We start from the raw sequence: 25,058 nt of genomic DNA, 5'->3' as shown, positions 1-25,058 counted from the left end.
CCTTTGTACGCATCACTACCTAAATAGGTATCCATATGAATTTTAAAGAATTAAAGCTCAATAAACATCTCCTGAGAGCAGTGGCTGAAAAAAACTATGACGCCCCAACTGCCATTCAGGAAATTGCCATACCCTTAGTTCTGGAGAAAAATGACGTTATAGCCTCTGCCGAAACAGGAACAGGAAAAACGGCCGCTTTTGCCCTGCCCATATTGCAGCTGCTATTTGATAAGCAAGAGACTTCGGAAAAGGGCAAAAAAATTAAAGCATTGATAATAAGTCCTACCCGAGAATTGGCTTCCCAGATTCACGAGAGTTTTTTGGATTACAGCAAATACACGCATTTAACCTCAACCGTTGTATATGGTGGAACAAAAATAGAGCCCCAAATAGCTGCCTTAAAAAAGGGAGTGGATATCCTTGTGGCAACCCCAGGTAGATTATTGGATCTGCACAAGCAAGACAGGGTCAATTTGGACTATGTGGAAATATTGGTATTGGATGAGGCCGATCTAATGTTGGATATGGGATTTATAGATGACGTAAAAAAAATAGAGCGCCTCTGCCCCAATGACAAACAGACACTCCTATTTTCGGCCACTATGCCTTTTAAAGTGGTGCAGTTGGCCGATACCATATTAAAAGACCCCAAGAAAGTAGCCATCACCCCTACATCTTCCGCTGCGGCTACCGTACATCAGTTATTGTATTACACGCCAAAGCCCAATAAAATAGAACTCTGTCTTTACCTTCTTAGAAATACTATAAAGGGCAATATCCTGATTTTTAGACGCACAAAATACGGGGTGGAGAAGTTGGAAAAAACGCTTCGCAACAACAATTTCAAGGTAGATAGCCTACATGGAGACAAGTCACAGGAAGAGCGCCACGCAGCACTAGGAAAATTCAAGCAGGGGGTAACCAACATTCTTGTGGCCACTGATGTTGCCGCCCGTGGCTTGGATATTGACGACCTGGACGCGGTTATCAATTTCGATTTGCCAAATATACCGGAAACCTATGTACACCGTATAGGAAGAACGGGAAGAGCGGGAAATACGGGAACATCCTATGCCTTTTGTTCCGCAGATGAAAAGGGATATTTATCCATTATTCAAAAACTGATGCAAAAACACATCCAAGTTGTTGAAGACCATCCGTATCCCTTAGATCCAAAGGCCAAACCGCAAGTACATAAGAAACAAGGCAGTAAACATAAAAAAGGCAGGAAGTCCGTGGCCTCCAAAAAGAAAAAGAAACGTTGGTATTGATCGGGATCTTTTGGAGCATAGCAAGGTTGATCCTGTTGTGGAGCACACCTTTAAACATATCAATTCACTACCTTTGTAGAAACACTTATAGTAAATAATAATGGACAAAAAGATTATTGCCCCTTCCCTCTTGGCCGCCGATTTTGCCAATCTCCAGCGCGATATTGAAATGGTAAACCACAGTGAGGCCGATTGGCACCATATAGATATTATGGATGGTGTTTTTGTGCCAAATATCTCTTTGGGAATGCCCGTCCTAAAAGCAATTGCGGCCCATGCTACCAAAACCTTGGACGTACATCTAATGATCGTGGACCCGGATCGCTATATCAAGACATTCGCAGAATTGGGAGCCAATAACCTTATCGTACACTACGAAACCTGCCCACATCTACACCGTACCTTGCAAGCCATAAAGGCCGAGGGAATGGCAGCAGGCGTGGCATTGAACCCCCATACCAATATTAAGTTATTGGAGGATACTATAAATGACATAGATCTTGTTTGTGTAATGAGTGTAAATCCAGGATTTGGCGGACAAACTTTTATTGAAAATACCTATGAAAAAATTAAGGCGCTAAAAGAACTTATCAATAGAAAAAGTGCCCATACCCTAATTGAGATCGATGGGGGTGTTACCACTGAAAATGCCAAGCAATTAATAGATGCAGGAGCGGATATTTTAGTGGCAGGTAGTTTTATATTTAAGAGTGATAATCCCACCAAGACTATTAAGGAACTCAAAAAAATAGTAGGATAATGAAGATTTGGGATGTAGTAATTGTTGGAGGCGGACCCATTGGTATTGCCTGTGGCCTGGAAGCCAAAAAAAAGGGGTTGTCCTACGTAATTATCGAAAAGGGGTGTATTGTTAATTCGCTTTATAATTATCCCCTGAACATGCAATTCTTTTCCTCTTCCGAAAAACTGGAAATCGATGAAATTCCTTTTATAAGCATAGAGGCGAAACCTAAAAGAAATGAGGCACTGGAATATTATAGACGGATAGTGACCTCCAACCATCTGAACATTACACTTTTTGAAAAAGTAAATTCCATCAAAAAAATGGATGGGCTTTTCCATATCGTTTCGGATAAGAATACATATTCCTCCACCAACGTAATTATTGCCACAGGATTCTACGATATTCCGAACAGAATGAACGTACCCGGGGAAGATTTAAAAAAGGTATCCCATTATTACAGGGATCCCCATTTCTATTCAAGTCAGAAAGTAGCGGTCATCGGGGCCAGTAATTCGGCTATAGACGCTGCCCTGGAATGCTATAGAAAGGGCGCGGAGGTATCTTTGATCATTAGAGGACCCGAGGTAGGCCAACGTGTAAAATACTGGGTAAGGCCCGATATCATCAACAGAATAGAGGAAGGCAGTATAAAAGTCCATTACAATAGTACCGTGAAGGAAATCAAGGAAGACGAAATTATTCTAAATACCCCTAGCGGTACAATTGCCTTGGAAAACGATTACGTCCTGGCCCTCACGGGATATAGGCCCAATTTCGCTTTCTTGGAAAAAATAGGGATCCAGTTGTCAGATGACGAAAAAAGACTTCCCCACTACGATCCGGAAACCATGGAAACCAATATTGATAATCTTTATCTGGCCGGTGTAATTTGTGGAGGAATGGAAACCCACAAATGGTTTATAGAAAATTCAAGGATCCATGCCAACATGATTATGGACCATATTGTAAGTAAGGTAAAAATGGGCTCTGCTTAAAAAATGCGGGTTTATAAACGTTTTTCCAATGTCCCTTGTATCCTCCATGGCTCATGAACCTAAAGATCCTTTGGCTATCATAGATGTTGAATGCTTCTTCTAGAGGAATCACGTTCAATCAAGGACGACTTCTGAATAGTTGTTTTGCCCACAGTAGCAGTAGTACTGGGTGTATTGTTTATTTCTTCCAATAATAATTTTGTAGCTATTTGCCCAATTTGAAAACCCGGCTGATCAATAGTGGTCAGGGAGGGATCTATTATCCCAGAAACCGGCTCGTTACTGAACCCTACAATAGCCACTTTTTCCGGAACTTTTACTCCTTTCTTCTTGAAATATTTCATTGCACCAATGGCTGCAACATCATTGGCAGAGAACAAACCATCTATTCTAGTTGGTAAGGAAAGTAAAGTTTTGGCACCCTCTGCCCCGTCATTTTCCATTAGGCTGGAACGCAGTACCAATTCGGGTCTAAAGGGAATTTTATGTTTTTCCAAGGCCTTTCTATACCCTGCAGTCCTATTTCTATAAATAGCCAATTCCTGGGGCCCGGAAAAATGCCCAATATTTTTACATCCGTTCAGAATTAAATGCTCCGTGGCATCAAAACCGCCTTGAAAGTCATCGATTAGCACGCTACTTATACCTTCAATCTCACAATGCCTATCAAAAAACAGAAATGGGGTGCCATTGTTTTTCATGTTCAATAAATGGTCGTATTCAACCGTTTCCATGGAGACGGACAACAATACCCCGGCTACCCGGTTTGCCAATAAGGTTTCCACAATCTTACGTTCCCGTTTCAATTGCTCCAAAGACTGACAGATAATTACATTATAGCCCGCGTCATAAGCGGCTTCCTCTATACCCGAAATAACGGAAGAAAAGAAGTGCCGGGATATTCTAGGAACGATCACCCCAATGGTATTGGTTACGCTTTTACGAAGATTTGAAGCCAGTACATTCCGTTGATAACCTAATTCATTAGCCTTGGCCAAAATCTTTTCTTTGGTCTTCTGGCTCACCCTTGGACTGTTGTTCAAAGCCCGTGAAACTGTAGAGGCATCAATCTTCAAGGCCTTGGCAATATCGTGTATGGTTGTTTTATTTTCCATAAATAATGAGTATCTTGACGTTTTTAAGCAAATATACACATTCATTAATACAATCGATTGTATTTTGATTAATTTTTAATACCTTTACGAACTGGCCATAGAAACACTGCTTTATTCGCTGCGATTTAAAACTTTTAATTAGATATTTAGAAACATGAACAACAATTACGAGGTTAGATATGCCTGCTCTCCAAAGGAGACCAAAGAGTTGACCACCGAAGGACTTAGAAAGGAGTTCTTAATCCAAAATTTAATGGAAGCAGACACCATCAATTTAGTCTACACCCATTTTGACAGATTTATAATTGGAGGGGCCGTACCCTTTAAGACCTCATTAAAATTACCCACCATAGATCCATTAAAATCGGATTATTTTTTGGAACGAAGGGAGATTGGTATCATCAATGTAGGCGGGGCTGGTTCTGTCACCGTCAATGGCCAGAAATATGATCTGGATTATAAGGAGGCCTTATATATAGGAAAAGAAAATGAAGAGGTGAGCTTCAGCAGTAACAGTGCGGATAAGCCTGCCAAATTCTATCTTAATTCAACCCCTGCCCACAAGGTATTCCCTATCAAAAAAATAAGTCGTGCCGATGCGGAGATCGTGGAAATGGGATCTATGGAAACCTCCAATGCCAGAACTATCAGGAAATTGATCGTAAACAGCTTGGTAGAGACCTGCCAGGTGCAAATGGGAATGACGGAATTAAAACCTGGAAGTGTTTGGAACACCATGCCGGCACATGTACATGACCGGAGAATGGAGGTTTATTTCTATTTTGAGGTCCCCGAAGAGCAGGCCGTTTGCCATTTTATGGGACAACCACAAGAAACTAGACATCTCTGGATGGCCAATAACGAAGCGGTAATTTCCCCGCCATGGTCCATACACGCTGGCTCAGGAACCAGCAATTATACTTTTATCTGGGGAATGGCCGGTGAAAACCTGGATTATGGAGATATGGACCACTGCAAGATAAAGGACTTAAAATAACCCTAAGAAAACTTAACTATGTCATTGAATCTATTTGATTTAACAGCTAAGACCGCTCTGATTACGGGAGCTACGCATGGCCTTGGAAAAGCCATGGCCATAGGGCTGGGAAAAGCAGGTGCCACCTTGGTCATTAACGGCGCCTCCTCCCAGGCCAAATTGGACAAGGCCGTTGCCGAATACAGGGACTTGGGGCTAAATGCCCATGGCTACCTCTTTGATGTTACCAATGAGACCAAGGTCAAGGAAAATATTTCAAAAATTGAAAAAGAGGTAGGAAATATAGATATCCTGGTTAACAATGCCGGAATCATCAAAAGAATTCCTTTGGAGGAAATGGAGGTTTCCGATTTTGAAGAAGTGGTAAAAGTAGATTTGGTGAGTCCGTTCATCGTCTCCAAACACGTGGTAAAGGGTATGATTGCCAGAAAGGAAGGCAAGATCATCAACATTTGTTCCATGATGAGCGAATTGGGCCGAAATACGGTAGGTGCCTATGCCGCGGCCAAAGGCGGTTTAAAAATGCTCACCCGTAATATGGCCACGGAATGGGCCAAGCACAATATTCAGGTCAATGGAATAGGACCGGGCTATTTTGCCACGGCACAGACTGCCCCTATTAGAGTTGATGGGCATCCGTTCAATGATTTTATAGTGGGCAGAACGCCAGCCGGTAAATGGGGAGATCCCGATGACCTACAAGGTGCTGCCATATTCCTAAGTTCCAAGGCCAGTGATTTTGTAAATGGACAAATAATCTATGTAGACGGAGGTATCTTGGCCACCATTGGGAAACCTGCCAATGAAAGTTAAAAAACAATCATGAAAGAAATTTATAAAACAGTTCTTTTTTCCGTTATGGCGGTGCTGCCCGTTGGCTGTTCCGAAAAAGAAATGTCCACTACCATCACGGTAAAAAATGTTCTTGACCGGGAAAGGGCTACGGAGACCGTTGAACTCACCAAGGCTATGTTAAAAGTGGACAACCTAACTACGGTGGGCATTAAGAATCTGAAAACCAATACCCTCGAAATTATCCAAACGGTGGATAATGATGGGGATGGGACTATGGATATGATCCTATTTCAACCCAGAATGAAGGCGAAAGGGGAAAGCAAGTTTGTAGTGGTCACAGTAGCACCAGGGGAAAACCCAACGGCGGAGGAGCTGTGTTACTCCCGGTTTGTTCCGGAACGTACCGATGATTACACCTGGGAGAACAATAAGGTTGCCTTTAGGGTGTACGGCCCCACCGCGCAGAAAATGATAGAAGAAAATATACCGGGCGGCACTTTATCCAGTGGTGTGGATGCCTGGTTGAAGCGTGTAGACTACCCCATAATTGACAAGTGGTATAAAAAGGAACTAAGTGGAACCGGCAGTTACCATAAGGATACGGGCGAAGGTCTGGATGATTTTCACGTAGGCGCAAGTCGTGGGGTTGGAGGAATTGCCGTCAAGGTAGACAGTACCTACTACTTTTCCAAAAACTATACGCAATGGCGTACCATTACCACCGGACCATTTAGAACCAGCTTTTATTTGGCATACGAGGCTTGGGATGCCAACGGAAAAACTATTAAGGAATCCAAAGTTATAAGTTTGGACCTAGGGCAAAATTTATCCAAATTCAAAATCAGCCTAGAGGGTGTAGACGATATTTATGCCGGACTCACCCTACATGAAAAGGACGGGGAAGAAAGCGGGAGTATGGAAAAGGGATGGGTTAGCTACTGGCAGCCACATGGGATTTCGGAATTGGGTACCGCCATCCTTGCCCCCACGGATACCTTCCTCGATTTTGAAAAGTATGATGTTTCCACAATTGACCTGAGCAATGCCTATGCCCATTTGAAAGTAAAAGACAAGGAAGTAACCTACTACGCCGGTTTCGGTTGGAAGAAAAGCGGGCAATTTAACAGCAAAGCGGATTGGGAGCAGTATTTGGACGCCTTTTCCGAACAGCTCCAACACCCCTTGGAAGTTACCGTAACTCCATAGGGATTCGCATTTAAAATACACTATATTGAGCCATACCTACATGCACATAACAATGTCTTGGGGGTATGGTTTTTTTTTGATAAAATCCCAGCTTTCCCACTTCTAAAAACAAAGATATTCCGAATTCTAAGTCATTGGAGATTGTGATTTGATAAAAATTCAGAATTTTCTTACATTTTAATCTGTTCATTATACTTTTTTTAGAATAATAGAGTTAAGAACTAACTAGACAAGGTTTTATATATTTCCATTGGTCCGTTAAATGAAATGCGAAGGATAAAGCTCATCTAAAAAAGGAAAATAAAGCCCGCTATAATATAGCAGAAATACTAACCTCGAAAAATATGAAAACAAAACTCGATTCCATACTCTTAATTGATGACGATAATGCAACAAATTTCGTGCACAAATTCATTCTTAAAAAAACAGAATGCGCCAAGAACATAGTTATTACCGAAAATGGTCAGGAAGCATTGGAATATCTCCATTCCAAGGAAAATGAAACTGCGCCAAAACCCAATATCATATTTTTAGACATTAACATGCCCATTATGGATGGTTGGCAATTTTTAGAGGAATATGAAAAATTGAATGAGAACACACAAGGTGACGTTGTTTTGATAATGCTAACCACTTCTTTAAACCCTGATGACATAAAGAAAGCCGAAAACTACACTACAATTAATGGTTACAGGAACAAGCCTCTAACTGTAGAAATGATTGAAGAAATAGTTGAAGAATTTTTTGTGCCCTCGATATAAAAATAGTGTTGCCCTTTACAATACAAGAGTCCGCATTGATTTATAAGTTGTTACAATTTGATAATTATAGTAACATACAACAGTTATAGGATCATACATACAGCTTTCGATATTTTTCCGCTTACCTAACAGCTTGGAAAATCACAACTTCATTTTAATCTTCACTAAAAATATGGGAAGTTAAAAAGTTATTTTTAAAAAATTATATGACCATAACATTAAAGGCCATTAAGTCCAGAAACATTAAAAATACTAGTTTATTGGTATTGGCAATAAGTATAACCGTAATTGGTTTATGGCTGTTTAATATTCAAGCAATTCTAAATATTGTACCAGGGGTTCCTCCCATGGCATTTATTACTGCACTTTCCTTCTTTCTATTAAGTGCAGGGGTATTGGCCTCACAAAGAAAATCAACTCCTTTTTTAATTATAAACAGGGCCACTATTACTTGTGTTCTACTTTTTGCCCTACTAACAATTGGTCAACATTTTTTTGGCAATTACTTTGGCGATAACATCTCGTTTGTGAATGACATCAATGCTATAAAATTGCTGGGTACAATGTCCCTTGCTACTGCAGTTTGTTTCTTTTTATTGGGAATTTCAACTTGGGGAATGGATTCGAAATCCGAAGGGCTAAGAAGATTTGCCAATTTCATTTATTTCGCAGTTATACTATTAAATTTTGTTATCATAATTAACTTCATATTAAATATTCCAAGAAATGCTGCCAGTTTTCTGATACCCATACCAATTCACACCTCTTTAATTATATTCTTGTATACTGGTTATTTATTCCACAAGAATGCCCCTGTAGGTTTGAACAAATTGATATTGGGAAAATATGCGGGCAGTAAGGTAATAAGAACGGTGGTTCCCTATAATTTTGCTGCAATTATGGGTATGGGTCTTTTATATTTATACCTAATCAACAATAATATAATTGATGTAAATACAGGTTTTATTATATATACCCTCATTGCTGTTTTTGCGGCCGGGGTATACCCTTTTGTAATAGCCATCCAATTGAACAAGTCACAATATGACAAGAATTTGTTTGAAAAAGCCTTTCGTACTTCAATGCAAGAAACGAAACTATATAAAGAAGCTTTGGATAATAGTTCCCTTGTAGATATCACAGATGCGAATGGCGTTATTATTTCGGTTAATGATAAATTTTGCAAGGTTTCCAATTATGACCGGGAAGAACTAATTGGAAAATCGCATAGAATCATTAATTCCGGTCACCATTCAAAGCAATTTTTCACGGATTTATGGTCGGAAATAAAAAAGGGGGAAATTTGGATAGGAGGTATTAAAAACAAAACCAAGAATGGTAAATTCTATTGGGTACATACGGTAATCATTCCTTTTAAAAATGAACTTGGGGAAATTTACCAATTTTTAACCATTAGGCAGGACATAACCAAACATACCCAATTGTCTTTGCAATATGAGAACCTTAAATTAAAGAATAAGGAAATTGAACAATTTACATATATTGCCTCCCATGATCTACAAGAACCACTGAGAACCGTAAAAAGCATGATCTACATTTTACAGGAACAATACTCCGATAAATTGGATGAAGATGCCCAATTGTCGTTAAATTTCATGACCGAGGCAACCGATAGAATGAGCGAACTTATAAAGGGGCTTTTGGACTATTCCAGAATTGGAAAAGGAAAAGAGCTGATGACTTTTGATAGTAATGAAACCATTCGCGAAATTACCACTGATCTTACTACTATAATAGATAGGGAAAATGCCCAAATTACCACTGATAAGTTACCCATTATAAAGGCTTACAAGACAGAGGTCCGACTTCTGTTTCAAAACTTGATAAGCAATGCTATAAAATTCCAAAAAAAAGGAAGTTCACCTAAAATTCACATAGGTGTACAGGAAGATAATGACTATTGGAAATTCTCCGTAACAGACAATGGTATAGGAATTCCTGAAAAAGACCATCGAAATGTTTTTGCAATTTTCCAACGACTCAATAAACGAAATGCTTATGAAGGAAGCGGAATTGGCCTTGCCCATTGTGAAAAGATAGTTCATTTGCATGGAGGCGTTATTTGGGTAGATACCAATCAAAATGAAGGAAGCATATTTTACTTTACGATTCCGAGAAATTTAAATTAAGTAACTATTCTGCTTTTTTCATCCCACCTTCGCTTTTGCCCCCATATAAGTATTTCACCCTAAATCATAAGAACCATTAAAAACACAGGAAATAACTATCATGGACTTGAAGACATGGATACATATTAATCAAGAACGAACCAGTGGGATTTCATCGCTGGGGTCAGCCTAAATCATATATGCTTGGAAGTTTAAATTTGACAAACTTGCGCTTTCAGCAGGTCGGTATCCAATACCAAATAGGTTGCAGGGATATTCATTAGCTTACCTCCATGATACCCCATTATGGCCCCTGGATTGATCAGCAGGGTGTCGCCAACCATTTCACCGTTCACTACGGTATGATTATGTCCATAGCACACTATGTTATACCCTCCATTCTCCGCCATTGCCCTTGCTTTTTCAGGGTAGTGGTTCATGGCCAAGGATTTACCACCCAAGTCGCCTCTAAAATATTCTCCGTGAATATGAATATTCGGATATTTCTTTGAATTCGCAATGATAGCCTCAACATCCCCATCGTTATTGCCCAATACCAAATGGATGGGATTGGAATACGCACGCCCCAATAAATGTATGACAAAGGGCGAACAAAGGTCACCACAGAACAACATCGCTTCCGTAGCCTGTAATTCCGGCATGGACAAGGCCTTTTGTAGGTTCCAGATATGGTCGTGAATATCGGAAATTACGGTAATCTTCATTTGCAGTATCTATTAGTATCATTAGTGTTCTAAAAAAGCAGCTCTACTTTTAATCCATCCATTAACTAAACTAAGCTTATTTTTTAGACATTTTAGGATAGATTATAAGCATGTCTTTTTTTATTATTTTGCCTATGCCACACCGCGTACCTGAAAAACCATTAAATTCACTCTCGGGCGCGAGCCTTAGTTTCAGACACTTGGACAAGCATCTATCAAGGACAAACAAATGTAGTTAATTTTAATATGGGACCCTATAAGACTTTTGTGACCGAAAGGTTAACCCTAAAACCCACCTCCGCAGAGGACGCAGCTTTTATCTATGAACTGTTCAACACCCCCAAATGGCTTAAAAACATAGGTGACAGAAATATCAACTCGCCCGAAATGGCAAAAGAGTACATCCTAAGCAAGATGAAGCCTCAACTTGAAAGACTTGGATATTCCAATTATACCCTCATAAGAAAAACGGACAAGGTAAAAATTGGATGTTGTGGATTATATGACAGGGAAGGATTGGAAGGCATCGATATTGGTTTTGCCTTTTTACCCCAATATGAAGGTCAAGGTTTTGCCTTTGAAGCCGCCGACAAATTAAAAAATATAGCCTTTGATGAATTCGGGCTCCATTCCCTTAGTGCCATAACCTCCAAACACAATGTGGCCTCCCAAAGATTGCTGGAAAAACTTGGTTTGGCATTGGCGGGAACAACAACGCTTCCTAATGGTAAGGAAGAATTGCTCTTATATAAAATTGAAAAATGAATTTTTACCATTCCAAAGAACACCGTATTCTGGGCCAATGATGGCATTCAACTAAATAGGTAGAGACCTTTTTTGGAAGCCTTTCCTTATGTTGGATTTCATTATGAGCTCCAGTCCCTATGGATACAGATAGATTATGAGATTGGGTATTGGCCATGTCAAGGAATCGATTCTTGAAAGAATTCTTGCCCTAAACAGATATTATTTACCAAAAATAGTTGAATTTAGAGCTTACCTAAAAAGGGTACATCAACGCGATGAAAGATTTTTTTGAACACTTCAGACATGAATTTGAATTGCCCTTGGAAAATCCGGTGCTCATATTTTCTTTGATTCTGTTTATTATTCTGTTATCGCCCATTCTGCTGAAAAAATTAAATATCCCCGGCATTATTGGTCTAATTATTTCCGGGGTGGCAATAGGGCCATTTGGACTCAATATTCTGGAAAAAAATTCGGCCATTGACCTTTTTTCAACTATTGGACTATTGTATATCATGTTCATAGCTGGTCTGGAATTGGACATGAACGAGTTTAAATCCAACAAAAACAAAAGTCTCGTATTCGGATTCTTTACTTTTATTTTTCCATTGGCCATTGGTTTCCCCGTTTGCTATTTCTTTTTGGAATATGACTTTAATGCCAGTTTTCTTACTTCCAGCATGTTTGCTACCCACACCCTGGTGGCATATCCAATAGTGAGCAAATTGGGAGTTTCAAAAAACCAGGCCGTAGCCGTTACCGTGGGCGGCACCATCTTAACGGACACGGCCGTACTTATTATCCTAGCTGTAATTATGGGTAACAGTCAGGGGAGTCTGAACATGGCCTTTTGGATTCAATTGGGAATTTCATTAACTATCTTTTCTGCTATTATGTTCCTTATAATTCCAAGGATAGCGAATTGGTTTTTTCGCAAATTGGAAAGTGAAAAACACTCCCATTATATCTTTGTCCTTTCCATTGTATTTTTTGCCGCATTTCTGGCCGAAATAGCAGGAGTAGAACCCATCATTGGTGCCTTTGTAGCAGGATTGGCCCTAAATAAACATATACCCCATTCTTCGGCCCTGATGAACAGAATACAATTTATAGGCAATTCCCTATTTATACCCTTTTTCCTGATAAGTGTAGGAATGTTGGTTGACATTAGTGTTATACTAAAGGGGGACACAGCACTTATTGTAGCGGGAACACTTTCGGTGGTTGCCCTTTTTGGCAAATGGTTCGCGGCTTTGGTCACTCAACTAGCCTTTAAGTACTCCAAAACCCAACGACAACTTATTTTTGGATTGAGCAGTTCCCATGCCGCAGCTACCCTAGCGGTTATTTTAGTGGGATATAAAGCCAAAATTTTAGATGAAAACATTCTGAACGGAACCATAATACTTATTTTAATTACCTGTGTTGTTGCCTCTTTTGTCACGGAAAAAGCCGCCAAGAAACTCGTGGTCGGGACAGAAGACGATTCTACAGGACCCCTGAAGGTAAAGGGTTTGGATAGCGAGCATATTTTACTGCCAATTGCCAATATTGGAAATATGGATAAACTGCTCGAATTTTCCATTTTTATCAAAGGAAAAAAATCGGCCAATCCCTTATCGGTCCTCTCAGTAGTTTCCAATAATAATGAAGCCGAAAACAATATTCTAAAGGCTAGAAAAAAACTGGAGGAATTCGTGGAACAGGCATCCGCAACTGAAACAAAAGTAAGTATCATTGCCACCATAGATCACAATGCAGCTAGCGGAATTTCCCGTATTTCAAAAGAAATAATGGCGGATATTATTGTTTTGGGGTGGCCAGAACGGACTGGATTTATAGACAAACTTATTGGGGAAAAGGTGGACAGCATAATAAGCAACACCGATAAAACGACTATTATTTGTCATTTTGAAAAACCCTTGGCAACTCACCAAAGAATGGTAATTGCGGCCCCTCCCTTAACCGAACACGAGAAAGGTTTTGGTCTTTGGTTTGGCAAAATGGCAAAATTGGCTCAGGAATTGAGTATCCCCCTTCAGCTGTACTGCAATGAACCAACTTTAAAATCCATACAAAAAATGGTCAAGGATGCTAAAATATCGGCTGCAATAACAGCCAGTCACTTTAACGATTGGGATAATTTTCAGGACCTCTCCGGCAACGTACTTGAAAATGACTTGTTTGTTTTGGTTTCTGCCCGTGAGGGAGCTGCCTCTTATATGGCCATATTGGAAAATCTCCCGTCCAAAGTGGAAAAATATTTCCCGAATAATAGTCGGCTTATCATATACCCACAACAGTTCGTATATAATATTACGAATAAGCGTTATGATCAGATCAACCCAGATCCCCTCAACAAAGGAATTGAAACCATACAGAAGATCGGCAAGGGCATTGGCAGTATTTTTAAAAAGGATAACAAGGAATAATTTACAGTATGTGTCCTATAACCTAGCAATTAGCCTTAGTATTCTGGAGGTCCTAGAAAGCTCCGCTTTGAAAACCACAAAAAGTTGCACTTCGCTATACTTCAAAAAAGAAGCGAGCTTCATTTTTGAAGCTCGCTTGCACAACCACTTTTTTGTGGTTTATCCGTGACCACGGAGGGATTCAAACCCCCGACCGCTGGAGCCGAAATCCAGTGCTCTATTCAGCTGAGCTACGTGGCCATTGGTTAGTTCTCGGTGGGAAGTAACAGTAAACAGTCCTACATTTAGAAACACTGTTCGCTTCCACTGCCTACATTTACATTAAATTCTTTTTTACAATAGTAGATATAGTCTTCCCATCTGCCTGTCCGGCCAATTCCTGGGATACGATCCCCATTACCTTGCCCATATCCTTCATCCCTGATGCCCCTATGGCATCAATGGTCTGCACCACTACCTTTTCTATCTCTTCCTCGGTCAATTGCTCTGGAAGAAATTTTTCGATGATCAGGGCCTGTGCCAATTCCGGCTCCGCCAGATCTTCGCGTCCCTGCTCTTTATAGATGGCCGCACTATCCTTGCGCTGCTTTACCAATTTCTGGACCAGCTTTACTTCTTCTTCTTCAGACAGTTCCGTACCTGGTCCAGTTTCTGTCTGTGCCAACAATAAGGCTGATTTTATAGCTCGTAACGACTCCAATGCCACACTGTCCTTGGCCCTCATTGCCGCCTTCATATCTTCCATTACCCTCTGCTGTAAACCCATATCTTTTTTTTAGCCCTGCGAAGATAAAAATAAACCCGAAAATAAAAGCTATTTTCGGGTCTAAACTTTAGTATTTATAGTTCTGCAAACAGTACTAGTCTACATTGTCATGCAAATACGAGTTGTTGGAACGCAATTGTATATCATCATTACTATCCTCACTTAGGCTTGTTCTTGAGACTTTGCTTTCCTTGGGATTCTCATTTAAGTTTATCCCTTGTCTCTTATATGCCGGCTGTTTGGATATTTCATCCAAATTGCTGAGACTATTCTGGAATTTATAATTAAAGTCCTTCAGTTTTCTTCTACGTTCGTCTGCGCGTTCCTTTAACAATATTTCAATGGGGGTATTAACAGGATCTTCGTCCTCCACATTCACCCTCTGTTGGTTCGATTCCTCTCTTGCAACGGTACGCTTTTCAAATATCAACTCGTCCTCGATAATTCGGGGCTCAAACTCCTCCGCCTTGGATTGGGCACCAGTAAGTTTCTTTTCCAACTCCATATAATCGTCCAAACTATAGCGCTTCTCCCCGTTCTTATTATATTCCAACACAGGTATTACCTCTACGTGGTCCTTTACCTCAAAATCCTTTACCTCTTCATCCAAATCGAATGTAATGATGTTCTGTGCCTCCTCTTCCTCTTCTACAGGCTTTTTGGCCAAAGGCATATCAAAGCTAAATTCGAACTGATCTTCCTCCTCCAACTTGTTGGATACCACCCTTGGATCCACCACTTCCATATCCTTGATCTCATCAGAGGCATTTATAATGATAAAATCGTCCTGGACATTTTCCGCCACCACTTCTTCATAGAACACATTAAAATTCCTAATAAAATTAGTGGTTGGTATCAAATCCATTTTTGATTCCTCCTGTACCTGGCTGGCATTAACCGGAGTCGTTTTAATTTCCTCTTCTTCGACCAACTGGTGAACAACATTCTTTGGAGTAAGGTTGTGCTCCGCACGTTGTTCATCTTCTAACGTATGAATGATTTTCTTGGATTCCGTATTTACTATATCATCCTGTTGATCTATATTAAAACCCGTGGCAATAACCGTAACTGCGATTGCCTCGCCCAGTCCCTCATCTTCACCGACCCCCATAATGATATTGGCCCCAAAACCAGCCTCATTTTGAATATGGTCATTAATCTCTCCTATTTCATCTATCGTAATTTCCTGAGCTCCGGAAACGATCAGCAACAATACATTCTTTGCCCCAGTAATTTTGTTGTCGTTCAGCAATGGGGAGTCCAAAGCCTTCATTATGGCCTCATGCGCCCTTGAAGAACCAGAAGAAATGGCCGATCCCATTATGGCCGTTCCACTACTGCTCAATACAGTCTTGGCGTCACGTAAATCTATGTTCTGTGTATAGTGATGTGTAATTACTTCTGCAATACCACGAGCGGCCGTAGCCAACACTTCATCCGCTTTGGAAAAACCAGCTTTGAAACCCAAATTACCATATACTTCCCTTAATTTATTGTTATTGATGACAATTAAGGAATCTACATTGGCACGTAATTTTTCTATTCCCAACTGAGCCTGTTGGCAACGCATTTTACCTTCAAATTGAAAGGGCATGGTAACGATCCCCACTGTAAGAACATCCATTTCCTTAGCCATTTTTGCAATGACAGGGGCAGCACCAGTACCTGTTCCCCCGCCCATACCGGCAGTAATAAAAATCATCTTTGTGGTAGTATCGAGCATTTGCTTGATCTCTTCCATACTTTCAATAGCGGCCTGTTCCCCTACTTCAGGATTGGCACCAGCGCCCAATCCTTCCGTCAATGAAACCCCCAATTGTATCTTATTGGGGACGGGACTATTTTGAAGTGCTTGTGAATCGGTATTACAAATCACAAAATCCACACCGTTGATACCGGCCTGGAACATGTGATTTATGGCATTGCTACCGCCACCGCCAACACCTATGACTTTTATTACGTTACTCTGATTTTTGGGTAAATCAAAGGAAATACTTTCAAATTCAGTGTTCTTGCTCATATTTTCTATTTTACTGGTTTACTATACTTTTCTATTTTATAATCTATTCCGCATTATCCAAGAAATCCTTCAATTTCTCGGACCATTTATCGAAAATAGATTTACGCTCCCTTTTTGGAGCCGTTTTGGTCTGGGTGTGTTCTTCCCCCGTAAAAACTCCGTGATCATCTTCCTTATCCTCGACTTCTTGACGCGCCTCACTTACTTTGGCCTTGTTCTGCACAGCATTCATCAACAGTCCCACCGCCGTGGCATATAACGGACTGGCTATTTCCTCATCCGAATCACCTGCCAAATGCTCATTTGGGTAACCGATCCTAGTGTCCATTCCGGTTATATACTCTACCAATTGCTTCAAATGTTTCAACTGGCTCCCACCACCCGTAAGTACAATTCCCGCAATCAATTTTTTCTTTTGTTCGTCGTGACCATAATTTTTGATCTCCACATACACCTGTTCTACGATTTCCACCACCCGGGCATGAATAATCTTGGAAAGGTTTTTCAACGTAATCTCCTTTGGCTCACGTCCTCTCAATCCAGGGATGGAAACAATTTCATTGTCCTTGTTTTCCCCAGGCCAAGCCGAACCAAACTTGATCTTTAAAAGCTCTGCCTGCTTTTCAATAATGGAGCAACCTTCCTTGATATCTTCGGTAATTACATTGCCTCCAAAAGGAATTACAGCGGTATGACGTATAATTCCATCCTTAAAAATGGCCAAATCCGTGGTACCCCCGCCTATATCTATCAGCGCTACACCTGCCTCTTTTTCTTCCTGACTTAAAACTGCATTGGCCGATGCCAATGGTTCCAAGGTTATATTACCAAGGTCCAGTCCCGCACTCTTTATACATCTCCCCACATTACGGATAGAGGAGACTTGGCCTACAACTACATGGAAATTAGCTTCAAGCCTTCCCCCATACATACCCATAGGCTGTTTTATCTCGGCCTGTCCATCTACCTTGAATTCCTGTGGTAGGACATGTATAATCTCCTCCCCAGGAAGCATCACCAATTTATAAACCTGGTTACAAAGCTTTTCCACATCATCCTCATTGATGACTTCTTCAGATTTGGCCCTAGTTATATAATCGCTATGTTGTAAACTTCTTATATGCTGTCCTGCAATACCCACTACCACCGAACTGATCTTGAGACCGGAATTGCCTTCCGCCAGTTCTACAGCTTGTTGGATCGACTTAATGGTCTGTGTAATATTATTGACCACCCCGCGGTGTACACCCAAACTTTTAGATCTGCCAATACCCAAGATTTCAATCTTGCCATACTCATTTTCCTTACCAATAATGGCTACAATTTTGGTGGTTCCAATATCCAACCCCACTGAATAATTACCTTGTTCCATATCTTAAATTTTGGTGCACACTACTTGGTTATTAAATTCTAAACTCACCCTGTTATAATCGTTCAACGTTTTATCCTTATTCGCCTTCGTATAAAAAGCTTTAAAATTGCTGAACTTTTTCTCCAATTCTTCCACATGTCCCAAATCCACCACAAAATCCTCCATTCTAAACTTCAATTGATACTTTTCCTCCTCTGTAATATGAACGCCAATTATATTCTTTCTCAAAAATTCATCAGAATTTATATAAGTCAAAATCTCGTACACTCCCTCCGTACTTTTATTGGTTATTATTCCTGTAATTATTGGTACCCTCGCGGAATGGTATTTAGAAAATGGCATACGTTTCCCATCCTCATCTATATAAAATTTTGCAACTCCCTCAACTCTTCCGATTGGTTTACGCTGTATGACTTTAGCCACTAGATCCCCGTTTACCGTAAGGTAAACTTGGGCTTTTTTCACCATTTCATTAGCCTCGATAGCTTTTTCTATAGTATTCAAAACTATATCTTCTTTGGGCAGGTTTCTAAGGTCTCCAGAATTTTGTATTAACAATTTATTAACCGTTTCCTGGGTCATGTAAAGATTCTGGTCCCCGACAAAAACAATTTCAATATTATCTACTTTTTTATGCTTGTTCCTAGTACTGGAAAATGCATAAAGACCCGTAACCACAAGTAGCAAAGCCCCGAATTTTATGAAATTCCAATTAATTTTCATTTCTATTATTTTTATTGTTTGTTATGGACAAGATTTAATTCCCTTTTAATTTTGGGAACTTCCAATCCAATATCTCCAGCTCCCAAGGTTATTAAAACATCGGGGGCTTGGGCCATTATTTCTGAAATCAACTCTGACTTTTCAATTAATTTTTTCTTTGGACATGTAATTTTATCCAACAGCCATTGCGAGGTAACCCCTTCAATTGGTTTTTCCCTGGCCGGATAAATATCCAACAGCAACAGACTCGGAAAATTGGACAGACTTCTTGCAAATTCATCCACAAAATCCCTTGTTCGGGAAAACAAATGCGGCTGAAAAACGGCCAATACATTTTTACCGGGATGCATTTCGGAAACTGCCTGGAATGCAGCATCCAATTCCGTTGGATGATGTGCATAATCATCTATGAACACAAAATCGGAATTCCTTATCTGGTAGGAAAAACGTCTTTGCACCCCTTTAAAAGTAGCCAACGCCCTGGCCAAACCTATTGGCGACGAACCGGCCTGAATTGCCATGGCATAAGCCACCAGACCATTCAGCAGGTTATGCCTACCCGGTTTATTAAACCTGACCGATTTAAGATTGGCCTCCGGAGAGTCCAAATCAAAAATATAGGTGCCCTGATCAATTTTAATGTTTCTGATACAATAATCGGAACCATCCTCAATACCGTAAGTGATTCCCTCTAAAGGCAAACCATTGCGAACAAACAGCTTCCCATTTGGCTTTATTCGTTTTACAAAATCTGCAAACGACTTTTGAAGCTCCCCACTGTTGCCATATATATCCAAGTGATCTGCATCCATTGAAGTAATACAGGCCACATTTGGCGATAACCGAAGAAAGGAGCGGTCAAATTCATCCGCCTCCACCACCGAATATTCCGAACCTTCCAACAAAAAATTGCTATTAAAGTCTTCCGAAATCCCTCCTAAGAAAGCCGTAATGGGTGTCCCGGTCTCTTTCAATAAATGAGCCAGAATACAAGAAGTAGTTGTCTTGCCATGGGTGCCGGCAACTGCAAAGCAAAAGGTATCACTGGTAATCAATCCCAAAACCTCGGAGCGCTTTTTCACTTGAAAGCCATGGTCCATGAAATAATTATACTCCCTGTGATCATTAGGTACGGCTGGGGTATACACCACTAAGGTGTTGCGGGGATCCAAGTACGCCTTGGAAACCAATTCCAAACGATCCACATAATGCACATGTATACCCAAATCCACCAAATCCTGTGTAAGCGGAGTTTCGGTCTTGTCATAACCCGCCACATTCTTACCTATAAATTTAAAATATCGCGCAAGGGCAGACATACCAATACCTCCAATACCTATAAAGTAGACGTTATGTATTTCTTTTATACCCATTTTCTTATTGTTGCACCAATAATTTTTCTATTTCATTTACAATCTCCCTGGTAGCATTGGGCATAGCCAAATTCTTGATATTGGCCCCCAACTTATTGCTCAAGGTCTTGTTGTGTATCAAATCCGTAAAGACCTTTTCAAACTCAACATCCAACTCTACCTCTTTGACCATTATGGCTGCATCCTTTTCTACCAAGGAATTCGCATTTTTTGTTTGATGGTCCTCCGCCACATTTGGGGAAGGGATAAATATCACGGGCTTGCCCACGATACATAGCTCGGAAACCGAACCTGCCCCTGCCCTGGATATAATAATATCTGCTGCCCCATAGGCTAAATCCATCCGATTTAGGAAAGCAACTACCTTGACATCCGCACTTTCATATTTCTTATATTCCTCATAATAGAGCTTACCGCTTTGCCAAATAACCTGAATTCCCTGTTCCTGAAAAAAAGGCAGACTCTGTTCAATAAGCACGTTTACACGTCTTGCGCCTAGACTACCTCCTAAGACCAACAATGTGGTCTTACCCTTCTGCAATCCAAAGAAATCCAAGGCCCCAACTTTATTTTCCACCATTGAGACCAAATCGCCCCGTACAGGATTACCTGTCTTTACGATTTTATCTTTTGGAAAAAATTTCTCCATGCCATCATAGGCAACACATATTTTGGCCACTTTGTTCGCCAATAATTTATTGGTCATCCCAGCAAACGAATTCTGTTCCTGCAACACACACGGAATTCCCTTTCCCGATGCCACCTTCAAGAGGGGACCACTGGCAAAACCACCGGTACCCACAACGGCATGGGGTTTAAAATTCCGTACTATGTTTGCTGCTTTTATCAAACTACTTATCACTTTAAAAGGAAACAATAAATTTTTCAAAGTGAGCTTCCTTTGCAACCCACTTATCCACAAACCTTCAATTTTGTACCCAGCCTGGGGTACCTTTTCCATCTCCATTCTATCTTTTGCCCCTACGAACAAAAATTCAGCATCGGGATACCTCACTTTCAACTCATTTGCAATGGCAATGGCAGGATAAATATGTCCGCCCGTTCCTCCTCCCGATAATATAAACCTATAACTGCCCACTTAACACTTCTAAAGGGTTGGTCTCATCAATTTCCTCCGATTCGGATTGCACCTGTTTGTTGCTGGCACTCAGAATAATTCCTATAGCCAAACAGGTCATCCAACTTGAGGTTCCTCCACTACTGATTAAAGGCAAGGTCTGGCCGGTAACCGGAAAGAGTTCCACAGCCACTGCCATATTGATCAACGCCTGAAACACTATAGGAAGTCCAACCCCCAAAACCAAAAGCTTTCCAAATACGGTTCCATTACCATTGGCCACAACCACAATTCTAAAAAGCAACAACAAATAGAAGAACATCAGCACAAAACCTCCCAAAAGTCCGTACTCCTCTACAATAATGGCATAGATAAAATCCGAGGAACTTTGTGGCAAAAAATTCTTCATTACGCTCTTTCCCGCGCCATTACCCACTATTCCGCCCGTTGCAATAGCAATTTTGGCCCTCTCTATTTGATAATCGGCCTCCGTATCCTCCGGGTTGGAAAAGCTTTCTATTCTGCTCATCCAAGTATCCACCCTATTCGGAAATAAATCCGGCACTGCCTTGGCCGTCAAAATAAACAGCGTAAGACTCAATATCCCGGCCCCAACGATACCCAACAGGTATTTAAAGGGATACCCTCCTATAAAACAGAGCAATAACACCATGGAGAATATAATCCCGGCCGTTGAAAAATTTGCAGGTAATATTAGCACTACCACTAAAAAAACCGGCAACCAAAGAGGCAGAATACTCTCTTTAAATGTTATGGTCCTATCCTTTATTTTTGTTAAATACCTTGCCACGTAGATCATTAAGACTACCGCTGCCAAGTTGGATGTTTGAAATGTAAACCCAACAATGGGAATACGTATCCACCTACTGGCATTGGCCCCACCTATGACCTGTCCTTGCGCAAGCGTATAAAGCAATAAAAGCAGTACCACGGGCATTGCAATCAAGGATAATCCCTTAAAAAAGTGTGTGGGAATACGGTGAACCCCGTAAATAATTCCAAATCCCATTAAGAGAAGTATGGCATGTTTTACCAGGTAACCAATGGCAGTGCCATTGCCCACCACATATACCAAGTTACTGCTGGCACTATAAACAGGCAAAAACGAAAATAAGGCCAAAAGGGCAACCACTGCCCAAATAGCTTTATCTCCATTAATTTTGTTTAAGAATCCGAACACCTCTTATAATTTTTTAATTGCTGCTTTAAACTGATTTCCCCTATCTTCATAATTTTGGAACAAATCGAAACTGGCACATGCCGGCGAAAGCAAAACCGTATCTCCCCGTTCCGCTATCTTATAGGCTACCTTCACAGCCTCGTCCATTGCAAATGTTTCCACAACAAGGTCCACTACGTTTCCAAAAGCATCCTTTATTTTTGAATTATCCATCCCCAAACAGATAATAGCCTTCACCTTTTCACGGACCAAAGGCATTAACTCCTTGTATTCATTTCCTTTATCCACCCCTCCTACAATCCACACTGTAGGGGTTTTCATACTGTCCAAAGCGTAATAGGTAGCATTTACATTGGTAGCTTTGGAATCGTTTATATACTGAACATGATGAATTTTAAGTACCTTTTCCAACCTATGTTCCGCTCCTTGAAAATTTTCTATACTTCTGCGTATAGTCTCCTTTCTAATGCTAATTAATTTAGCCGCGGTAATGGCAGCCATGGTATTCTTTACGTTATGTTTTCCTTCCAAAGCCAAAGCATCTGTACTCATCTCTATAGTGTTATTATGTATCTTAATAATTATTTTTTCATTCTCTAAATATGCCCCTTCCTCCAATTTCCTTTTAATGGAAAAGGGCAGTAATCTTGATTGGATCGGGTTCTTTTGCAACCACTGAACTATTACGTCATCATCGGCATCGTATATTAAATAATCTTCCTTGGTCTGGTTTTTAGCTATTCTAAACTTGGACGCTATATAATTTTCAAATTTGTACCCATACCTATCCAGATGATCTGGAGTTATATTGGTAAGGATGGCGATATGCGGCTTAAAATCCACTATCCCGTCCAATTGAAAACTACTTATCTCCAACACATAGTAATCAAGGTCCCTTTCTGCAACCATTCTTGCATAACTATCTCCAATATTCCCTGCCATTCCCACAGCCAACCCAGCTTCTTTCAAAATGTGGTTCGTCAGCATGGTAGTGGTGGTCTTTCCATTACTACCGGTAATCCCAATAATGGTTGACCCAGTATACCTTGAGGCAAACTCTATTTCGGAAATAATGGGAATTCCCAATTCCTTGAGCTTTAACACCAAGGGAACCGTATCCGGGATGCCGGGACTTTTCATGACCAGATCGGCATTCAAAATTTGCACCTCAGTATGTTGCTGTTCTTCCCAATCAATCTCAAAATGTTCAAGAACTTTTTTATATTCCTCTTTTATGATCCCCTTATCGGAGACAAAAACTTGAAACCCTTCCTTTTTACCCAAAATAGCCGTTCCAACACCACTTTCTCCACCTCCCAAGACAACCAAACGCTTCATTCTAACGCACCTTTAAGGTTACAATCGTTATTACCGCCAACAGAATTCCAACAACCCAAAACCTGGTCACGATTTTACTTTCGTGGTATCCTTTTTTCTGGTAATGATGATGCAGTGGTGCCATTAGAAAAATTCTTTTCCCCTCTCCAAATCTCTTTTTGGTATACTTGAAGTACCCCACCTGTAACATCACGGAAATAGACTCTGCAAAAAAGATTCCGCACAAAACGGGTATCAGCAATTCCTTTCGGATAATGATAGCGATAACCGCAATTATCCCACCAATGGTCAAACTTCCCGTATCTCCCATAAAAACGGTCGCAGGATAGGCGTTGTACCAAAGAAATCCTACCAAGGCCCCTACAAAGGCCGCGATAAACACCACCAATTCCCCTACTCTGGGAATAAACATGATATCCAAATAATCCGAAAAGATAATGTTACCTGAAACTAGGGTAAAAATGCCCAGGGTAAATACGATAATAGCCGAAGTCCCAGCAGCCAATCCGTCTATACCATCGGTTAGATTTGCCCCGTTGGAGACTGCCGTTACAATAATTATGATTATGGGAATAAATACCAGCCAGGCATATTCTTCCATGCCATCTCCCATCCAGGAAATAAAACGGGCATAATCCAGCTCGTTGTTTTTAATAAATGGCAAGGTGGTCATGGTAGATTTAATTTCCTTGCCAGGTACTTGCTGCACCGTATAGTCCTGGCTAATTTCGGTCCTAGCGTGCTCTTTCATGGTTACCTCTGGATGGAAATATAAGGTTGCACCCACCATAAGGCCCAAAATTACCTGCCCCATTACCTTGAACCTTCCTTTTAATCCTTCCTTATCCTTTTTAAAAATTTTGATGTAATCGTCCACAAATCCAATAATCCCCATCCAAATGGTAGTGACTATCAACAGGATGACATAAATATTGTCCAAGAAACGCGCAAACAATAGTACCGGTATCAAGGTGGACATAATAATGATCAACCCACCCATGGTAGGGGTTCCCGCTTTTTGCTTTTGGCCTTCCAGGCCCAGATCCCTTACGGTTTCGCCAATTTGCTTATATCGTAAATAATTAATTATTCTTTTTCCATAGACTGTTGCCAACAACAACGAAAGCATAACCGCAATTGCTGCCCTAAACGTTATAAATTGGAAAAGCCCTGCCCCTGGCAGTTGATAGTGTTTTTCCAAATATTCGAACAAATAGTATAACATTCTTGGGTTTATTGTTTTTTGTTGTTTTCTTTAATATTGGCGAC

General features: G+C 40.6%; 21 protein-coding genes and 1 tRNA gene. 10 read left to right on the top strand and 12 right to left on the bottom strand.

Features of this window, described 5'->3' with window-relative positions; translation table 11 throughout:
* Positions 1-35 precede the first annotated feature (35 nt).
* From C7972_RS07760 to C7972_RS07750, 3 genes are all read left to right on the top strand, one after another.
* Positions 36-1,271, top strand: a complete 1,236-nt coding sequence (locus C7972_RS07760) for a DEAD/DEAH box helicase (RefSeq protein WP_110355651.1) — start codon at positions 36-38, stop codon at positions 1,269-1,271.
* 100 nt (positions 1,272-1,371) lie between these two features.
* A complete protein-coding gene (gene rpe / locus C7972_RS07755; protein WP_110355650.1) occupies positions 1,372-2,031 on the top strand; it encodes a ribulose-phosphate 3-epimerase in 660 nt (219 codons plus the stop codon).
* Positions 2,031-3,011: a YpdA family putative bacillithiol disulfide reductase gene (locus tag C7972_RS07750; RefSeq protein ID WP_110355649.1), complete on the top strand. Its 981-nt coding sequence runs from the start codon at positions 2,031-2,033 to the stop codon at positions 3,009-3,011. The genes rpe and C7972_RS07750 overlap by 1 nt, the downstream gene beginning before the upstream one ends.
* 77 nt (positions 3,012-3,088) lie before the next feature.
* Here C7972_RS07750 and C7972_RS07745 read toward each other — a convergent pair whose 3' ends face one another.
* Positions 3,089-4,126: a LacI family DNA-binding transcriptional regulator gene (locus tag C7972_RS07745; protein ID WP_110355648.1), complete on the bottom strand. Its 1,038-nt coding sequence runs from the start codon at positions 4,124-4,126 to the stop codon at positions 3,089-3,091.
* Positions 4,127-4,280: 154 nt separating this feature from the next.
* Here C7972_RS07745 and kduI point away from each other — a divergent pair, with 154 nt between their 5' ends.
* From kduI to C7972_RS07715, 5 genes are all read left to right on the top strand, one after another.
* Positions 4,281-5,123, top strand: coding sequence for a 5-dehydro-4-deoxy-D-glucuronate isomerase (gene kduI, locus C7972_RS07740; protein WP_110355647.1), 843 nt, complete (start codon positions 4,281-4,283; stop codon positions 5,121-5,123).
* An 18-nt stretch (positions 5,124-5,141) separates the two neighbouring features.
* Positions 5,142-5,936 (top strand): gluconate 5-dehydrogenase, encoded by a 795-nt coding sequence (locus C7972_RS07735; protein WP_110355646.1) that lies wholly within the window; start codon positions 5,142-5,144, stop codon positions 5,934-5,936.
* Between the two features lie 9 nt (positions 5,937-5,945).
* Positions 5,946-7,124 (top strand): DUF4861 family protein, encoded by a 1,179-nt coding sequence (locus C7972_RS07730; protein WP_181422842.1) that lies wholly within the window; start codon positions 5,946-5,948, stop codon positions 7,122-7,124.
* A gap of 344 nt (positions 7,125-7,468) precedes the next feature.
* A complete protein-coding gene (locus tag C7972_RS07720; protein ID WP_110355644.1) occupies positions 7,469-7,885 on the top strand; it encodes a response regulator in 417 nt (138 codons plus the stop codon).
* A 206-nt stretch (positions 7,886-8,091) separates the two neighbouring features.
* The gene (locus tag C7972_RS07715) at positions 8,092-10,035 is read left to right on the top strand and encodes an ATP-binding protein (RefSeq protein ID WP_110355643.1); all 1,944 of its coding nucleotides are present in this window, start codon (positions 8,092-8,094) and stop codon (positions 10,033-10,035) included.
* 191 nt (positions 10,036-10,226) lie between these two features.
* On the opposite strand, the gene C7972_RS07710 is transcribed toward C7972_RS07715, so the two are convergent.
* Entirely contained in the window at positions 10,227-10,739 is a 513-nt protein-coding gene (locus C7972_RS07710; protein ID WP_110355642.1) for a YfcE family phosphodiesterase, read from the bottom strand.
* A 246-nt stretch (positions 10,740-10,985) separates the two neighbouring features.
* On the opposite strand from C7972_RS07710, the gene C7972_RS07705 reads away from it, so the two are divergent.
* Together C7972_RS07705 and C7972_RS07700 are read left to right on the top strand one after the other, a co-directional pair.
* The gene (locus C7972_RS07705) at positions 10,986-11,504 is read left to right on the top strand and encodes a GNAT family N-acetyltransferase (RefSeq protein ID WP_110355641.1); all 519 of its coding nucleotides are present in this window, start codon (positions 10,986-10,988) and stop codon (positions 11,502-11,504) included.
* Between the two features lie 257 nt (positions 11,505-11,761).
* Entirely contained in the window at positions 11,762-13,918 is a 2,157-nt protein-coding gene (locus tag C7972_RS07700) for a cation:proton antiporter (RefSeq protein WP_110355640.1), read from the top strand.
* Between the two features lie 166 nt (positions 13,919-14,084).
* Here the strand turns inward: C7972_RS07700 and C7972_RS07695 are convergent.
* The 10 genes from C7972_RS07695 to mraY all read right to left on the bottom strand — a co-directional run bounded on the left by C7972_RS07695 (position 14,085) and on the right by mraY (position 25,014).
* Positions 14,085-14,158 (bottom strand) — tRNA-Arg (locus tag C7972_RS07695).
* Between the two features lie 76 nt (positions 14,159-14,234).
* Positions 14,235-14,684 carry a GatB/YqeY domain-containing protein gene (locus C7972_RS07690; RefSeq protein WP_110355639.1) on the bottom strand — a complete coding sequence of 150 codons (450 nt, stop codon included), beginning with the start codon at positions 14,682-14,684 and terminating at the stop codon, positions 14,235-14,237.
* A 94-nt stretch (positions 14,685-14,778) separates the two neighbouring features.
* Positions 14,779-16,704, bottom strand: a complete 1,926-nt coding sequence (ftsZ, locus tag C7972_RS07685) for a cell division protein FtsZ (RefSeq protein ID WP_110355638.1) — start codon at positions 16,702-16,704, stop codon at positions 14,779-14,781.
* Positions 16,705-16,747: 43 nt separating this feature from the next.
* Positions 16,748-18,076 (bottom strand): cell division protein FtsA, encoded by a 1,329-nt coding sequence (gene ftsA, locus C7972_RS07680; protein ID WP_110355637.1) that lies wholly within the window; start codon positions 18,074-18,076, stop codon positions 16,748-16,750.
* A gap of 3 nt (positions 18,077-18,079) precedes the next feature.
* Positions 18,080-18,799: a cell division protein FtsQ/DivIB gene (locus C7972_RS07675; protein WP_110355636.1), complete on the bottom strand. Its 720-nt coding sequence runs from the start codon at positions 18,797-18,799 to the stop codon at positions 18,080-18,082.
* Between the two features lie 11 nt (positions 18,800-18,810).
* Positions 18,811-20,172, bottom strand: coding sequence for a UDP-N-acetylmuramate--L-alanine ligase (murC, locus tag C7972_RS07670; protein ID WP_110355635.1), 1,362 nt, complete (start codon positions 20,170-20,172; stop codon positions 18,811-18,813).
* A gap of 4 nt (positions 20,173-20,176) precedes the next feature.
* Entirely contained in the window at positions 20,177-21,271 is a 1,095-nt protein-coding gene (murG, locus tag C7972_RS07665; protein ID WP_110355634.1) for an undecaprenyldiphospho-muramoylpentapeptide beta-N-acetylglucosaminyltransferase, read from the bottom strand.
* Positions 21,258-22,451: an FtsW/RodA/SpoVE family cell cycle protein gene (locus C7972_RS07660; protein WP_110355633.1), complete on the bottom strand. Its 1,194-nt coding sequence runs from the start codon at positions 22,449-22,451 to the stop codon at positions 21,258-21,260. Before C7972_RS07660 ends, murG begins: the two co-directional genes overlap by 14 nt.
* Positions 22,452-22,454: 3 nt before the next feature.
* On the bottom strand, positions 22,455-23,789 hold the full coding sequence (murD, locus tag C7972_RS07655) for a UDP-N-acetylmuramoyl-L-alanine--D-glutamate ligase (protein WP_110355632.1): 1,335 nt from the start codon (positions 23,787-23,789) through the stop codon (positions 22,455-22,457).
* 1 nt (position 23,790) lies between these two features.
* Positions 23,791-25,014: a phospho-N-acetylmuramoyl-pentapeptide-transferase gene (gene mraY, locus C7972_RS07650; protein WP_110355631.1), complete on the bottom strand. Its 1,224-nt coding sequence runs from the start codon at positions 25,012-25,014 to the stop codon at positions 23,791-23,793.
* Between the last annotated feature and the right edge of the window lie 44 nt (positions 25,015-25,058).

It is taken from the genome of Arenibacter sp. ARW7G5Y1 (genome assembly GCF_003201775.1).
Classification (GTDB): Bacteria; Bacteroidota; Bacteroidia; order Flavobacteriales; family Flavobacteriaceae; genus Arenibacter.
The sequence above is the reverse complement of the archived record's forward strand: the minus strand, read 5'-3'. Positions and strand labels throughout refer to the sequence as shown.